General features: G+C 46.9%; 14 protein-coding genes. 4 read left to right on the top strand and 10 right to left on the bottom strand.

Going from position 1 to position 16,904, the window contains the following annotated elements; translation table 11 throughout:
• The first annotated feature begins 156 nt into the window (after nt 1-156).
• The 4 genes from rfbA (at nt 157) to B5F25_RS19030 (ending at nt 3,966) form a co-directional block, all read left to right on the top strand.
• Nucleotides 157-1,062 (top strand): glucose-1-phosphate thymidylyltransferase RfbA, encoded by a 906-nt coding sequence (gene rfbA, locus B5F25_RS19045; RefSeq protein ID WP_022038893.1) that lies wholly within the window; start codon nt 157-159, stop codon nt 1,060-1,062.
• 106 nt (nt 1,063-1,168) lie between these two features.
• Complete coding sequence (gene rfbC / locus B5F25_RS19040) at nt 1,169-1,723, top strand: dTDP-4-dehydrorhamnose 3,5-epimerase (RefSeq protein ID WP_087251489.1); 555 nt, start codon at nt 1,169-1,171, stop codon at nt 1,721-1,723.
• Nucleotides 1,724-1,890: 167 nt separating this feature from the next.
• Complete coding sequence (gene rfbD, locus B5F25_RS19035; protein ID WP_087251488.1) at nt 1,891-2,805, top strand: dTDP-4-dehydrorhamnose reductase; 915 nt, start codon at nt 1,891-1,893, stop codon at nt 2,803-2,805.
• A 21-nt stretch (nt 2,806-2,826) separates the two neighbouring features.
• Nucleotides 2,827-3,966 (top strand): dTDP-glucose 4,6-dehydratase, encoded by a 1,140-nt coding sequence (locus B5F25_RS19030; RefSeq protein WP_022038896.1) that lies wholly within the window; start codon nt 2,827-2,829, stop codon nt 3,964-3,966.
• Nucleotides 3,967-4,159: 193 nt separating this feature from the next.
• Here the strand turns inward: B5F25_RS19030 and B5F25_RS19025 are convergent, their stop codons facing one another.
• From B5F25_RS19025 to B5F25_RS18985, 10 genes are all read right to left on the bottom strand, one after another.
• Nucleotides 4,160-4,624 (bottom strand): hypothetical protein, encoded by a 465-nt coding sequence (locus B5F25_RS19025; RefSeq protein WP_022038897.1) that lies wholly within the window; start codon nt 4,622-4,624, stop codon nt 4,160-4,162.
• Nucleotides 4,614-5,123, bottom strand: coding sequence for an RNA polymerase sigma factor (locus tag B5F25_RS19020; protein WP_022038898.1), 510 nt, complete (start codon nt 5,121-5,123; stop codon nt 4,614-4,616). The genes B5F25_RS19025 and B5F25_RS19020 overlap by 11 nt, the downstream gene beginning before the upstream one ends.
• 65 nt (nt 5,124-5,188) lie before the next feature.
• Complete coding sequence (argB, locus tag B5F25_RS19015; RefSeq protein WP_022038899.1) at nt 5,189-5,962, bottom strand: acetylglutamate kinase; 774 nt, start codon at nt 5,960-5,962, stop codon at nt 5,189-5,191.
• 91 nt (nt 5,963-6,053) lie between these two features.
• Nucleotides 6,054-7,946, bottom strand: coding sequence for a biosynthetic arginine decarboxylase (speA, locus tag B5F25_RS19010; RefSeq protein WP_087251487.1), 1,893 nt, complete (start codon nt 7,944-7,946; stop codon nt 6,054-6,056).
• A 91-nt stretch (nt 7,947-8,037) separates the two neighbouring features.
• Nucleotides 8,038-8,571 carry a shikimate kinase gene (locus B5F25_RS19005; protein WP_087212034.1) on the bottom strand — a complete coding sequence of 178 codons (534 nt, stop codon included), beginning with the start codon at nt 8,569-8,571 and terminating at the stop codon, nt 8,038-8,040.
• Nucleotides 8,568-10,901 (bottom strand): type I DNA topoisomerase, encoded by a 2,334-nt coding sequence (gene topA / locus B5F25_RS19000; protein WP_087251490.1) that lies wholly within the window; start codon nt 10,899-10,901, stop codon nt 8,568-8,570. The genes B5F25_RS19005 and topA overlap by 4 nt, the downstream gene beginning before the upstream one ends.
• A gap of 167 nt (nt 10,902-11,068) precedes the next feature.
• Nucleotides 11,069-11,200 (bottom strand): hypothetical protein, encoded by a 132-nt coding sequence (locus B5F25_RS22670; RefSeq protein WP_262483275.1) that lies wholly within the window; start codon nt 11,198-11,200, stop codon nt 11,069-11,071.
• Nucleotides 11,201-11,477: 277 nt separating this feature from the next.
• Nucleotides 11,478-13,127, bottom strand: a complete 1,650-nt coding sequence (locus B5F25_RS18995) for a TonB-dependent receptor (protein ID WP_241148444.1) — start codon at nt 13,125-13,127, stop codon at nt 11,478-11,480.
• A 21-nt stretch (nt 13,128-13,148) separates the two neighbouring features.
• A complete protein-coding gene (locus B5F25_RS18990; RefSeq protein WP_087251485.1) occupies nt 13,149-16,163 on the bottom strand; it encodes a tetratricopeptide repeat protein in 3,015 nt (1,004 codons plus the stop codon).
• Nucleotides 16,153-16,692: an NUDIX domain-containing protein gene (locus B5F25_RS18985; protein ID WP_022040217.1), complete on the bottom strand. Its 540-nt coding sequence runs from the start codon at nt 16,690-16,692 to the stop codon at nt 16,153-16,155. The genes B5F25_RS18990 and B5F25_RS18985 overlap by 11 nt, the downstream gene beginning before the upstream one ends.
• Between the last annotated feature and the right edge of the window lie 212 nt (nt 16,693-16,904).

Here is a 16,904-nt window from a genome sequence, read left to right as displayed (position 1 = left end):
GCGGGCTATCTGACGAAGAACAGGAGCGAAAAGGACCAAAAAATCGCCCAAAGCACACACGAAAACGGATACATCAAGCCAAGAAAAACTTTTTGGAGAAATTCAAAACAGCTTCTAAGTATGCGAAATATTAAACATTTTAATATATGCTGATTTATGAAAGGAATTGTTCTAGCCGGCGGTAGCGGTACACGGTTGTACCCTATCACCAAGGGAGTGAGCAAGCAGTTGCTCCCCATCTTTGACAAGCCGATGATCTATTACCCGGTATCAACACTGATGCTGGCGGGTATTAGAGAGATTCTGATTATCTCGACACCGTATGACCTGCCTTCGTTCAAACGTCTGCTGGGTGACGGCAGCAATTTCGGAGTACGCTTTGAATATGCCGAACAGCCTTCACCCGATGGACTGGCGCAGGCGTTCATTATTGGTGAACAGTTTATCGGCAATGACTGTGCCTGCCTGGTACTGGGAGACAACATTTTCCATGGCAACGGATTCAGTGCCTTGCTGAAAGAGGCGGTGCGCACGGCGGAAGAAGAAAAGAAAGCTACGGTATTCGGTTACTGGGTGAACGACCCGGAACGTTACGGAGTAGCGGAGTTCGACAGGAACGGGAACTGCCTGAGCATTGAAGAGAAACCGGAACATCCGAAATCGAATTATGCAGTGACTGGACTGTATTTCTACCCGAACAAGGTGGTAGAGATAGCCAAGAACATCAAGCCTTCGGCACGCGGCGAACTGGAAATCACTTCGGTAAACCAGCGTTTCCTGTCGGACGGAGAACTGAAGGTACAGACGTTGGGACGTGGTTTTGCCTGGCTGGATACGGGTACACACGACTCTCTGGCTGAAGCTTCTACATACATTGAAGTGATAGAAAAACGCCAAGGATTAAAGGTAGCCTGCCTGGAAGGCATCGCTTACCGCAAAGGATGGATTACGGCAGACAAACTGCGGGAAGAAGCACAGCCGATGCTGAAGAACCCTTACGGACAGTACCTGCTGAAAGTAATTGAAGAGGTAGCAAGAACCGGAAGGGAGAACCTGGAATAGCTGTAAATCAAAAAACTGATTGGCCAGGTTTTAGACAGTAAAGCATTTGAAACCTTATTCCTGATATCTGGCATCTGAAAATCAGCAACTGACAATATATAAAATCATGGAAGTTATAAAGACAGATATAGAAGGCGTAGTAATCATAGAGCCGCGCATCTTCAAAGACGCACGGGGATATTTCTTCGAGAGCTTTTCGAAAAGGGAGTTTGAAGAAAAAGTCGGACACGTGGAATTTGTACAGGACAACGAAAGCATGTCTTCGTATGGCGTAATGAGGGGGCTGCACTTTCAGCGTCCGCCATACACACAGGCAAAACTGGTGAGATGTGTGAAAGGAAAAGTACTGGACGTTGCCGTAGATATACGCAAAGGCTCGTCCACGTACGGGAAGCACGTTGCCGTTGAACTGACCGAGGACAACCACAGGCAGTTCTTCATCCCGAAAGGGTTTGCACATGGTTTTGCGGTATTGAGCGAAACTGCAATATTTCAGTATAAATGTGATGAGTTCTACCATCCCGAAGCGGATGGTGGCATAAGTATTCTTGACGGAAGCCTTGGAATAGACTGGCGCATCCCGACCGCACAAGCCATACTCAGCGAGAAGGATACGAAACATCCGTTATTGAAAGACTTTGATTCACCATTTAACTTTTAGATAACCAGTTGACAAGTTGACAAGGTGTTTGGATATACGTTATTAGAAACTGCTTCGAATTTATCGTGTGCTGATTTGAGATGTTTTACAGCAGGCTACCTGACGAAAAACAGAAGTAAACTTTGCCAACCGGTCAGCTGATACTTTGTCTATTAACAAAAGAAACAATGAATATACTTGTAACCGGCGCAAACGGCCAGCTTGGCAACGAGATGCGCATAATAAGCAAAGATACAGACGACTGCTACACGTTTACCGACGTTGTAGAAGTTGAAGATGTGGAAACAACAATACTTGACATAACCGATACAGATGCCGTAAAACGTATGGTAAAGGAAAAAAACATACAGTGCATCGTTAATTGTGCCGCTTATACTAACGTTGACAAAGCGGAGAGTGACGAAACTCTTTGCAGGAAACTGAATGCCGAAGCTCCGAGAATCCTAGCCGAAGCAATGAAGGAAGCGGGAGGAATGCTCGTGCAAATTTCAACGGATTATGTTTTCGGCGGAGACCCTTACAACACACCATGCAGAGAAGAACAAAAAGGAACACCTACAGGTGTTTACGGCAAAACAAAACTTGAAGGCGAGAAGAATATCGAAGCCATGGGCTGCGATTACGTCATCATCCGGACAGCCTGGCTTTATTCGGAATTCGGCCGCAATTTTGTCAAGACAATGCTCAACCTTACAGCTACCAAGCCGAAACTGAACGTGGTATTCGACCAGGCTGGAACACCTACCTACGCATACGACCTTGCCGTAGCAATCAAAGCTGTGCTTGCCGACTATGAAAAGGAAAATCCGAAGGAAGGTTATTCCAAATGTGGCATATACCATTTCAGCAACGAGGGAGTATGCTCATGGTTCGACTTCACAAAACAAATTGCCGAACTGGCAGGAAACACTGCCTGCGACATTGAGCCTTGCCATAGCGATGAATTCCCCAGCCCCGTGAAGCGTCCCGCTTACTCGGTACTTGACAAGACAAAAATAAAAGAAACTTTCGGAGTGAAGATACCTTACTGGACAGACTCCCTGAAAATATGCATGAAGAACATGGGAGCAATACAACAGTAATAACCAAACAAACATAAAGATATGGAATTCAAGAGAAATATCATCATAACAGGTGGTGCAGGCTTTATCGGAAGCCATGTAGTACGCCTGTTCGTTAACAAATACCCTGAATACCGCATCATCAACCTCGACAAGCTGACGTATGCCGGCAATCTTGCCAACCTGAAGGATGTGGAGGACAAGGAAAACTATGTATTCGTAAAGGCGGACATCTGCGATTATGAAACAGTGAAGGAGTTGATGGAGAAGTACAACATTGATGGAATCATACATCTTGCGGCAGAAAGCCACGTTGACCGGAGCATTAAAGACCCGTTCACCTTCGCCCGTACAAACGTTATAGGCACATTGACATTGCTTCAAGCCGCCAAAGAATACTGGGAAAGCCTGCCCGAAGGATATGAAGGCAAACGTTTCTACCACATCTCTACGGACGAAGTTTACGGCGCACTGGAGCTGACCAATCCAGAAGGCATTGAATCTCCGTTCACGACGAAGGCAAGCTCGGAGCACCACCACGCCTACGGAACAGAGTTCTTCACCGAAGAGACCAAGTATAACCCGCACTCTCCTTACTCGGCATCGAAGGCAAGTTCAGACCATTTTGTCCGTGCTTTCCACGACACTTACGGAATGCCGACCATCGTGACCAACTGTTCGAACAATTACGGTCCGTACCAGTTCCCTGAAAAACTCATACCTTTATTTATCAATAACATCCGCCACCGCAAACCGTTACCCGTATATGGCAAGGGTGAGAATGTGCGCGACTGGCTGTATGTAGAGGACCACGCAAGAGCCATCGACCTGATTTTCCATAAAGGCAAAATAGCCGATACATACAACATCGGCGGCTTCAACGAATGGAAGAACATTGATATCATTAAGGTGGTGATAAAAACCGTAGACCGGCTGTTGGGACGTAAGGAAGGTGAAGACATGGACCTCATCACCTACGTGACCGACCGCAAGGGTCATGACATGCGCTACGCCATCGATTCAAGAAAACTCCAACGTGAACTGGGCTGGGAACCGAGCCTGCAGTTTGAGGAAGGCATCGAAAAGACCGTCCGCTGGTATCTGGATAATCAGGCGTGGATGGACAACGTAACAAGCGGGGATTATCAGATGTATTATGATGAAATGTATAAAAACCGTTAACAAGCAACAACGGATTTTTCACCATACTACAAAAACAGTTTCTTAAAAAAAGGATTACCGCTCACGCGGTAATCCTTTCCGTTATTGAGTTAGTAATTTAATTTGAGAGAATTGAAACTTCACAGCCTCATCAATGATTTTTCTAATAAGCACTAACTAATATATATTTAAAAGCAAATGAAAATGTCATACCTCATTGTTTGTTCACATTCTTTTGGGGAGTGTCCTTGACTGACGCATTCACCGAGTCGGGCTTATACGCCACCTGAGGGTCTTGCCGCTCCCGTTCAAACTGGTCGTAAACATAAACCACTTCCGATTTTCCGGTATTCATAGAATGTTTTACCACCCCTCCTATCGTGAAAAGGAAACCCATGATAACCGCAGCCTTGAATAAGGGCATCAGCCTCATCTGCAACGTGAGCCGCTTTGCTTTCACTACCGGACGTTCGATTTCCGCCAACAGGCGTTCATCAAAATCGTCACTCAGCTTAAGCATCTTCCCGGCATCCTGATAAGCGAACAAGGACCGGTAGCGCGACAAGTGTGCCGGCACTTCTTCTTGACGGAAGAAGCAACGCAGGATTTGTTCCTCTTCGAGCGAAGCCTCACAATTCCAATATTTCTCCAATAACTGTTCGATGTACTTATAGTCCATAGTCGTTTATCTCGTTATACTTTAATCTTATCCGTTGCCTTGCCCTAAACAGATTGACCTTCACCTGTTCTTCCGTCAGTCCCAATATAACCGCTATCTCCTTATAGTTTTTGCCTTCTATATCGCGGAGCTGAAGGATAGAACGCTGTTTTTCTGGCAATTCGTTTATCAGCCGATGTATAATGGACAACTGTTCATTTTGTTCCATCAACTGGTCGGGCATCTTTGCATCGGGCATTTCCTGCGTTTCCGGAGTCAATTCCAGGTTTTGCGATTCCATTTTCTGGCTTCGGTCAATGGCAAGATTACGGGCTATAGTAAGGCAATACGCCTCTATCGAGTCCATCTGCTGCCATTCTTCACGCTTGTTCCATACCCTAATCAGTGTATCCTGAACAATATCTTCCGCCTCCGCGCGATCGAAAGTGATGCGCAGTGCCAATCTGAAAAGCTTGTCTTTCAGCGGCAGGATATCTTCTCGAAAACTGATTGTATGCATTGCTTTCTATAATAATGACGGGTGAGTGACTGAAAAGTTACACTCACCCGCCGTTTTTTTTGAAATTATTTTTTTATCACTGTACCGATATCCTTTCCGATGGCTGATGCCGAGGTAATTATCACTTGTCCTACACCAGCTTCAAGGGCAGAAAATGCATTTTCCAACTTAGGAATCATTCCTTCCTTGATAATGCCTTTACCCACATATTCCCGGAATAAATTAGGGGTAAGCACAGGTATGACACTATCATCATCATTCTCATCACTCAGCACACCTTTTTTCTCAAAACAGTAGACCAACGTCACATCAAATATCTGAGCCAAGGCTTTTGCCGTCTCACCGGCTATCGTATCAGCATTTGTGTTGAGGATATGCCCTTTCCCATCGTGAGTAAGTGGAGCCATCACCGGTATCACTCCCCGGCGGATGAGTGTTGCCAATGCTTCGGCATCCACCCGCTCAACATCACCTACAAACCCGTAGTCGATGTCCTTTACCGGACGCTTCACCGAACGGATGACATCCATATCAGCACCGGTCAAACCAATAGCATTAACACCTTTTGCCTGAAGACCTGCCACTATGTTCTTATTGACCAGACCTCCATAAACCATTGTGACTACCTTGAGAGTTTCGGCATCCGTTACGCGACGCCCGTTTACCATAGTGCTTTCAATGCCCAACCGGGAAGCCATATGCGTAGCAGAACGTCCGCCTCCATGCACCAGCAGCTTATAACCGGTCAGTACGGAAAAATCGTCTAACAGCTGATTGAGTGTATCGGCTTCCTCCACGATTTTCCCACCTACCTTTATAATTGTCAGTTTTTCTTGCATATATTTTCTATTTGACGAAGTATCAGTTGAGACGACAAGGATTTCCCGAAAACAACCAGGACCTTGTCAATCTGCCGTCTTGTTATCTATTTTATTCCAAATATGTATAGCCATACAGTCCCGAACGGTAATTTGCCAGAAATTCTTTGCCTTCTTCCAGCGAAATCTTTCCTTCTTTTACCGATTTCGTAACCCATGTTTCAAGGGTACGTACCAGCTTCTTCGGATTGTATTGCACATAGTCGAGCACTTCCGCCACGGTCTCGCCATCAATGAGCTGATCAATGGTATAGCCTTTTTCGCTCACACTGACATGAACGGCGTTCGTATCGCCGAAGAGGTTATGCATATCTCCTAGAATTTCCTGATAAGCCCCCACCAGGAACACACCGATATAATATGACTCTTTAGCCTTGATGGTATGCACCGGCAAGTCATGAGACACATTGCGTGATGTTACGAAATTAGCAATCTTCCCATCGGAATCGCATGTAATATCCTGCAAGGTTGCCGTACGATCGGGACGTTCGTCAAGGCGCTGAATCGGCATAATGGGAAATATCTGATCGATAGCCCATGAATCAGGAAGTGACTGAAACAATGAGAAGTTACAGAAATACTTGTCGGCAAGTAACTTATCGAGGTTACGAAACTCATCGGGTGCATGCTTCAGCCCCGAAGCAATCTGATTGATTTCACGGGTCACCGACCAATACATCCGCTCAATCTGAGCACGTGTCTTCAAATCTACAATTCCATGGCTGAACAAGTCGAGGCTCTCTTCACGGATTTGTTGTGCATCATGCCACGCTTCCAACATCCGGCTTTGGTTCAGGTTATCCCAAATGTCATACAGTTCGTGCACCAGTTCGTGATCGTCTGGGCTTACCTCAAATTCTTCGTCCATCGAAGGAAGCGAAGCCGTTTCAAGCACCTCGAATATCAACACCGAATGATGTGCCGTGAGCGAGCGTCCGCTTTCAGTAATGATGTTAGGATGCGGAATACCATTCTTGTTACTCGCATCCACCATAATAGATATGGAATCATTCACATACTCCTGAATGGAATAATTCACACTGCTTTCACTATTCGACGAGCGTGTACCATCGTAGTCCACACCCAAACCGCCTCCAATGTCGACAAACTCTACGGGGAATCCCATCCGGTAGAGCTGTACATAAAACTGCGAAGCCTCACGCAATGCAGTCTTGATACGACGTATCTTAGTCACTTGACTTCCGATATGGAAATGAATCAGCTTCAGGCAATCTTGCATTTTCTTTTCTTCGATAAAATCGAGTGCCTCAAGCAGTTCACTGGAAGTCAGCCCGAACTTGCTGGCATCTCCCCCACTTTCTTCCCATTTTCCACTTCCAGAAGAAGCCAGCTTGATACGTATACCGATATTGGGACGTACATTGAGTTGCTTTGCCATTTTGGCTATGAGGCGAAGCTCGTTCAGCTTCTCCACTACCAGGAAAATGCGCTTTCCCATCTTCTGTGCCAGCAAAGCCAGTTCGATGTAACTCTCGTCTTTGTATCCGTTACAAATAATCAGCGAATCGGAGTCAGTATTGATGGCTATCACGGCATGCAGTTCGGGTTTCGAACCTGCTTCCAGTCCCAAATTGAACTTCTTGCCGTGGCTGATGATTTCTTCTACCACGGGACGCATCTGGTTCACCTTAATGGGATAAATGATGAAGTTCTGTGCATTGTAGCCATATTCCTCCGCTGCCTGTCGGAAACAATTCGAAATTTTTTCGATACGGTTATCCAAAATATCAGGGAAACGCACCAGCATCGGTGCTGTGACGTCCCGGAGCTGCAATTCATCCACCAATTCTTTCAAGTCGACTGCAACACCGTCTTTTCTGGGAGTCACTTCTACGTGACCTTTGTCATTAATCCTAAAATAGGAAACACCCCACCCCGTAATGTTGTAGAGTTCTTCTGAATCTTCAATACGCCATTTTCTCATTTCACAACATAAAAATCTTCGTTTATAATTATTTTGCAGTTGACCTGGGACTAAGTACCAGAACCAATAGCAGAACTATTAAAAAACCTGGTCAACTCTTTTCTTCCAACATTGTCCTCAACCGCTCTACGGATTCGCCTATCTGCCTCCGGTCTTCCAGCAGGCTAGAATCGAAATGATATTTTGCCTGACTGTAAAACGCCATACGCCCTGCCAGTCCGTCTTTGATGAAGCCCATCAGTTCCTCGTCGGTCTTATCCGCCAATAAGGGACGTTTGGCTTTTGCTACTTTCAGCCGACGAAACAAAGCTTCGGGTGAAGCATTCAGAAACACAGTATCGCCCGTGCGATTCATGTACGCAATATTATCGAAAAAACACGGAGTTCCTCCTCCGGCAGCTATCACCACATTCTCAAATTCACCTACCTCGTATAGCATATTGCGCTCCACTTCGCGAAAACCACTTTCTCCCCGCTCGGCAAACAGTTCGCGTATCGTACGGTGCATCCGCTCTTCGATGTACCAGTCAAGATCAATAAACTGCATACCGGCAGCACAGGCAAAGGCTTTTCCCAACGTTGTTTTGCCTGAGCCCATATAACCTATCAGATAAATCCGTTTCATTCCTTCCGTCTAGAGGTACTACGAATTTTACGGGTTTCGGCCTTCTCCTTCTGCAGTTCTATTACCTTGAAACAAGCATTAAGCGTCAGGTCTGCCGCCTCAATATTCTCGGGAATCTTGTAGTTTTTCTTCTCATAAGAAATGTAAGGACCGTATTTCCCGTTCATAATCTGCAAGTCTGGATTCTCCTCGAACGTCTTGATAACACGCTTGGCGGCAGCATTCTGTTTTTCGTGTATCAGCTCTTCGGCTTCTGCAAGCGTAATAGTAAGCGGATCCATCGTTTTCGGAATGGATACGAACAATTTGTCGTAACGTACATAAGGACCGAAACGTCCTACACCGACCGAGACTTCCTTACCATCCGATTCACCCAGCACACGCGGAAGGCGGAACAAGCCAAGCGCTTCCTCCAACGTGATAGTCTCCAGCGAATATTCTTTCTGCAACTGAGCAAAACGCGGCTTTTCTGTATCATCGGCAGAACCTATCTGCACCACAGGACCGTAACGTCCGATTTTTACCGAAACCTGTTTGCCACTTGTGGGATCAGTTCCCAAGATGCGTTCGCCTACCTTGTGTTCTGACTTGCTCGACATTGTCTTCTCTACCAGCGGATGGAAATCTTCGTAAAAAAGTTCCATCACATCTGTCCATTTTTTTTCTCCCTCGGCTATCTCATCGAACTGTTTTTCGACATTTGCCGTGAAATTGTAGTCCATGATCTGAGGAAAGTATTCTTTCAAGAAATCATTCACTACGATGCCGACATCCGTAGGCAAAAGTTTCGCCTTCTCGCTTCCGGTCAATTCCACCTTAGTGCTTTCTGACATTTTTCCACCTTGCAACGAAAGAATCTTATACTGACGCTCTGTACCCTCACGATTGCCTTTCTCTACATACCCACGCTGCTGAATGGTGGATATGGTAGGTGCATATGTGGAAGGACGGCCAATGCCCAGTTCTTCAAGTTTACGCACCAAACTAGCCTCAGTGTAACGGAAAGGAGCCTGCGTGAAACGTTCGGTAGCGGTAATTTCCTTGTATTCAAGCGACTGCCCCACTTCAAGAGTAGAAGGCAGACGCATCTCACCTTCCGGCTCCACCTCATCATCGTACGACTCTTTATATACCCGTAAGAATCCGTCGAATGTCAACACTTCACCCACTGCTATGAATTTATCTTCGTGCCCGCTGATAGAGATAGTGGCAGTAGTTTTTTCCAACTCGGCATCCGCCATCTGCGAAGCTAACGTACGTTTCCATATCAATTCATACAAGCGGCGTTCCTGAGCCGTACCTTCTATAGTCTCATTCGACATATAGGTGGGGCGGATGGCTTCATGTGCTTCTTGTGCACCTTTAGTCTTAGTCGTAAAATGGCGGATATGCACGTACTTCTCACCCATCCGGGATACGATGGCTTCTTGACTGGTGCTCAACGCCAGGTCCGACAGGTTGACCGAGTCGGTACGCATATAGGTTATCAACCCGTTTTCGTACAACCGCTGGGCAAGCATCATCGTCTGTGCTACCGTATACCCCAGCTTACGTGCCGCTTCCTGCTGGAGAGTAGAAGTGGTAAACGGAGGTGCCGGCGATTTCTTCATCGGACGGGTGGTAATGTCTTCGATAGCAAACACAGCCTGCCCACACGACTGGAGAAAAACCTGTGCTTCGGCTTCGGTCTTAAACCGCCGCCCCAGTTCTGCACGGATTTCTGCCCCTCCGGCATTGGTAAAAATTGCCGTAACCTTATAGGACGCCTCACTCACAAAGGACTGCACTTCACGTTCGCGCTCCACGATGAGACGAACAGCCACCGACTGCACACGACCTGCAGAAAGCGATGGCTTAATTTTCTTCCATAAAATGGGCGACAACTCGAACCCCACAATACGATCGAGCACCCGGCGTGCCTGCTGGGCATTTACCAGATTGATATCGATGTGGCGTGGATGTTCGATAGCCTTCAATATGGCAGTTTTAGTAATTTCATGGAATACAATCCGTTTCGTGTGCTCCGGCTGCAATTGCAGCACTTCATACAGATGCCACGATATGGCTTCTCCTTCGCGGTCTTCATCGGAAGCCAGCCACACCATGTCCGCCTTTTTAGCTTCTTTCTTCAGGTCATTGACCAGTTTCACCTTGTCTGCCGGCACCTCGTATATCGGGGCGAAATGATTTTTCACATCAACGCTGAACGACTTTTCCTTCAAGTCACGGATATGGCCGTAACTGGAAAGCACTTTATAGCCGTTTCCCAGGAATTTCTCAATCGTCTTAGCTTTTGCCGGAGACTCCACTATAACCAGATTATTTTGCATCATTCCGTATTCCTATTAAAGTTTTCGGGACAAATGTATGAAAAAACCTGAAGTAAAACGATATAATAAGGTGGGTTTCTTGAAAAAATTCTTCATTTTTAGTGTTCAGCAAGCAGAAACATGTATCTGAAACCTCACAAAGACCGATGCAAACCTGTAACGGAACTCTAAGAAACTGTTTTGAATTTCTCAAAAAAGTTTTTCTCGTCTTGACGTATTCGTTTGCGTGTATGCTTTGAGCGATTTTTGGATCCTTTCCGCTTCTCTTCTTCGTCAGATAGCCCGGCTATCTTCCTCATAGTAAAGACGCAAGATTTTGCGTCTTTACTCATTCCAAATCATCGCACGATAAATTCAAAACAGTGTCTTAATTTCTCCGATAATTTTGTTTGGCAGATACGAATCAATGTATGATTGAAAGGTTCAGTTTCTGTTTCAAGCTGTCTTCCTTTTACGTTCTCCATATGGAAGCCGTACGGTTTCCATATCGAAAACATACGGTTTCCATATCAAGAACGTACGGTTTTGAGATGGAAACCATAAAAGGAAGCTGTCTGGATTGATAACGCAACCCAATCAGAAGCGCACGCTCAATCCTGCTGTGGCATAAAAGCCCTGTACGGGATAACCCGTTTCAGCAAGATAAGTACGGTTCAACAGATTATTGAGAGAAACGAACACATTCAGCCTGCCGAAGAATGCATAACCTGCCCCCAATGACAAACTGTTCACATCATCGGCTGTTTCCATCTCCTTCATGTCGGCACGTTGCTCGAAACGGTAATGTGCCTTGATCCACAAGTCTTTGTACAATTTTGCACGTACAGAAGCATCAAAGGCAAATTTCGGCTTGAGATAAAGCAATACCTCTCTGTCTTCCTTCACGTCCCATCCATAATACGTGCCCTGTGCCGAAATGTCCAGCCAATCCTTATACTGGTACGCCAGCCATGCACCACCATAGCCTACCTTCGCCTTATCTTGTGCCAAAAACGTATAGACATAGGGATAAGGTTCCTCCAACATACCCGGCACCCTGAATATCTCGTCCTTCACCACACGATAACCTCCGAAGAGGCGGAATCCCAACCCCGGCATGGGTGCTCCTTGCACACCTGCCTGCACATCAACTGGCGTGTAAGAAGTCTGCATCTGCTCAGCCTGTATCCAGTAGGGTGACTGTTTGTTCAAGCCGCGGAAATCATTCAGACGTGTACCCCCTGTGGCTTGCAGGTAGAAGCGATAAGAACGGGCGAAGAGAAAGTCGAATTTCACATCGGGCGATAGCATCAGCCGGCCGTCATGACCGAACTGCATATCTACATGCATCCCTGCACGAAGCTGTATGTGTTTGCTCCCGAACGTATAATGCGGATTGATGCAAAGCAAGGTATAATCGGTCTGGTCCACATCGTGAATCAGGTTATCCATTGCAAAACCGATGCCGACACGCTGCCTTTCATCGATATTGCCCGACACGAGACCTTCGGTATGGAAAATGTTTTCCGAGCCGCTTCCCATCCATGGCGAGTCGTACGCCCGACTAAAACTGCGTAGTCCTGTCTGAAACGAAAATTCCACTGGAAGTTTTCCTTCAACTGATGCCACACGCAGATACCCCTCACCCAACGTATAGCGTTGATGAGAGGAAAGCGAATAATCAACATCCTCTATTCCCCAAACAGGCATATAGTTGAACACTTGCGAAGCAAAAGAACCGCCCAATGCCAAAGAAACCTTACGGAAATCGTGACGGTACCCCAACGAAGCATCCGTGCGATAGAAACGTGATTTCCAGTCGTCTGCTTCGGTTATAACAGAAGGCACATCACCGTTCATTCCATAAAGCGATGCATCCACATGCAGGAAATCACGGCGGGAAATATCCCACAAATACGAAAAACGTGCATCAACATTATTGCGTGAGCCATAGCTTGCACGCAAGTATCCGCGTGGTACTTCACGCTGCTTCTCTTCACTGGTCATCGCCTGCAAAGGGGTAAAATTCCAGTTGGAGAAAGGATGGAGCGCAGTGGCATAATCGATGTGCTGTTTGGGAAGAGCCGGCTCTTCCACTTTGGGCAAGACATTAACCTTAAATGCATCCATCACTTCGGGATTGTATTGGTTTTCTACCACTACCGTGCGATTCAGTGCCGAATCAGCAGCGTGTTGTTGGGCATTGGCCGCCATACACAGACAGCTCAGCCCGATTGTTGCTATCATTGATTTCATCACCTTAACTTCTCATTTTTTATTCAGTTGTGCCAAACGGGTTTCTATCATCTCCTGGATATCATCTTGCTCCTGATAGTTCTGTTTCAAAGATAAAAGATACTGCTTTGCATCCAGATTACGCCCCATCTTCACATAAATGTCTGATAAGAGCACAAAGCTTCGGGCCAGCCAATACGTATGAGGCGTACTCACCTCTATATATCCGAGCACTTCTTTTTCTGCCTTTTCGGTTTCACCGGCATCAAAATACAACTGCGCAAGCAGATACTTGGCTTCGGCTCCATAAACGTTACGCGTATCTTTAGCCAGTTCTGCAAGGTCATCCACAGCCTCACGGGATTCGCCTTTACCCAACCGTGCCTTTGCACGCGCATAGCGAGCTTCGTTAGCCAATTCGGGAGTCAGCTTGCTCTGTGCAAGCAACACCGACGCCATCCCGATAGTCTCCTCTGCGTCTCCACTCAAACGGGCACATTCCAACGCGTGTTGCAAAGCTTCCATCCGTTCTTCTTGCGAAACGACACGGTCTGCCATCCGCTTGTACAAGCCAAGCGCCTTTCCGTAATCCTTGTTTTGGAAAGCAATGCCGGCAGAAAGTTTCATAGCCTCACCCGAGAATGGATTATCGGGGTAATCAAGTACCTTATCCAAATACGTGGACGCTTCGGCATAATTCTTCTCGCCATAAGCTATCACGCCCAGATAATACACTGCATTGACACTGAATGCTCCTTGTGGAAACGACTGGAGATAGCGGGTGAAACTGACTTTCGCCTCAGCCGTCTCGCCACGCATATAGACTCGTTCGGCAGCAGTGTAGGTGAGCGAATCACGCTCGTTCACATCGAAGTTCCCCCCTCCCGGAAGGGTAGCCACAAAGTTCAAGTAATCGTCCACCTTATTCAGATCAATATAAATCGATTTCAAGTCACGTTGCGCCAAACGTGCCTCCTCGCTTCCCGGATAGTCAGCTATCACTTTCTTGTAGGCGGCGATGGCTTCGGGATACTTGTCTTCCTGATAATAGAGCAATCCGATTTCGTTGGCAGCTTTGCGCGAAAGAGGACTGTCGGGAAAACGTTGAAGCAACACCTGATAACGTTCGATGGCGGCAGCGTTACTCTCTTGCTGCACGAAAGCCCGTCCCTGCTCGTACAAGGCATCATCGATGTACGTCGAAGCCGGATAGTCGGTCAGCAAGCGGTTCAGGGTTTGTACTTTCCCGCTATAGTCCCGTTGCAGACCTTTCACGAAAGCCTCCTGGAAAAGCGAATAATCACCCAGGCTGGGGTCAGTCGCCAAGGCTTGCGCATAAAGAGCTTCCGCCTCTTCGAAACGCCGGGAATGGAAATTACAATCTCCCATCCGGTTATACACGTCAGCCGCTACCTTGCGGTCCTTTGCCTGCACTTGCGAGCAGCGGGTAAACCATCCGAGTGCCTGCTCGTATTGTTTCTGTTTGAAAGCGACATAGCCCAGATTGTATAAAGCAAGCGCGTACTCATCACCCATACGGTCAGGAGTGTATTCCAGATAAAGCCGGTAATCGGCAGCAGCCTGCCCGTAATTCTCCATCCGGTATTTCGATTCGCCCCGCCAATAATAGGCATCTGCCAGCGTCTGCTGGTTATAACGTCCCAACTCAATGGAACGGCTAAAATATTCGATGGCATTTTCGAAAGCAGCCTGGGCAAACGCCTGTGTCCCGACACGGAACAGCAGTTTCTGCTTGGCTTCGAGAATGCGGGCACCCGGATGACTGATTTTGGCAATGGATTGCAAAGCTGCCTGATAGCTGCGAGTGTTCATATACACTTCTATCAGATAATCGTTCACCTTGTCCGTATAAACAGAATTGGGAAACTCGTTCAAGAACCGCTCGAACACCGTCACCGACTCGGCAAAAGGCGAATAAGAAGTCTCGTGGATGCAAAGCGCGTAATTATACAAAGCCTGTTCCTGCACATTACGATTGAACGTCATTGCCGAAGCTTGTTCGAAAGCCATACGGGCACGCGTCCGGTCTTTCAATTGAAGAAACGATAGCCCACTGTGTAAATAGGCGTTTTGTGCCAGTGCATCTGCAGTGCCGACTGTTTTCCCAAGGGCTTCTACCGCTTTCGAATACACCCCCGTCTGGTAATAACTCATACCCAGTTCATACCAGGCTTTCCTGTCGTACTCCCCTTCCTGGCTCTGACTATATATTTCCAAAGGCTTTACAGCCTCGGCATAACGTCCCATCCCATAACAAGCCTCCCCTTTGACACGTTGCATCAACCGGGCATATTCGTGACGGGGATAAGCCTCCAGGTACATATCTGCCATTTTCCCAGCCCTTCCATAATCATTCCGTTGCAAATAAATGTCGGCTATATAATAAGGAGTATAAGGAGCATATTTCTCACTGGTTCCGGCAATACGAAAGCCCTCCAGTGCCGTATCGTATTGCCCCCGTGCATAGTCGATATAAGCAAGTTGGTAAACCGCATCCGTGCGATATTCGCTGCTCACGTCTTTCAATACGGCAAACCAGAGTGCCGCTTCTTTCAAGTCCCCCTCTTTCAGGCAAGCCGTTCCCAAACGCATCAAAGATTCATCACGTTCGGAATCGGCAAGCAAGTGGATATCGCACTTCTTGAAACAAGCAATGGCTTTCCGGTAATTCCCGTCGAAGAAACAGGCAGAGCCTAATAAAGCATACACACGATTCAAATAGCGTGAATCCGGATAACGGGCAATGTATGTCTCCAACTGGCTGATACGGTCGGGTTTGCCAAGTTCATACGAAGTACAAGCCAGCATATAAGCCACCTCTTCGTCAAAAGTTGTCTGAGGCTCTTGCCGCAAATAATGTGTCAGTGCCTGCCGCGCGGCGGCATAATCGTGCCGAAGGAACAACTCCTTCGCTTCGTCGTACAAGCGTGACGGCCCGGTGAGCGGTTCGGTCTGCTGGGCAAATGCCATCCACGGCAACACACACAAGGCTCCTGCCATCCACACCTTCTTTTTCCTATTCTTCATATCCTTCCGATTTATGTGAGGCTAAAAAACGAGCTACTCCCTCCCGTACCGAGTCGAGTCCGAAATCGCCCGGGTTGACTTTTTCAAGAGGCATCCAAAACGAATCCGCCACATCGTCCTTTGCTTCCAGACGGCTATCGTCTTCTACCCGACACAAGAAAAACTGGTCGAGTGTATGTACCAAGAAACCCGAATACAGATACGTGTTGGGCAACGAGAACTGATAAATCGCTTCAGTCACTTTCAAACCGGTTTCTTCGAGCACTTCGCGTGCCACTCCCTCCTCACCGGTTTCGTACATGTCAAGGAAACCGCCCGAAAGGTCCAATGTCCCTTTGGCAGGCTCCTTCCCACGCCGGCACACCAACAATTCATTCCGACGGTTCAAGATAAAGGCAACCGTCGCCGCACTGGGATTAAAATAATACACAAAGCCGCAATCGGCACACTTCTTTGCCTTTGCATTGCGAATCTCGAAACGAGGCGACCCGCATTTCGGACAATATTTGAATAACTCTAATGGATGCATAACCATAATTCTTTTTGATAATAAGGGCAAAGATAAAAGAAAAAGCTGTATATCTCCCGTCATTTCCCGAACATTTGCCACATTTCTTCATTTTTTTAGTTCCTATGTTTGTAATGTGCTAGCAAAATAGCATAAAGCCAAGAGAATTATTAAATTTGTAAATGAAAGAAATAACTTAATACCCCCATGACTTTATGCGTAAACAAAGTAAC

It is taken from the genome of Bacteroides sp. An19, from assembly GCF_002160215.1.
GTDB classification, from domain to species: domain Bacteria; phylum Bacteroidota; class Bacteroidia; order Bacteroidales; family Bacteroidaceae; genus Phocaeicola; species Phocaeicola intestinalis.
Note: the sequence above shows the minus strand (reverse complement) of the source record. Positions and strands in the feature narration are given on the sequence as shown.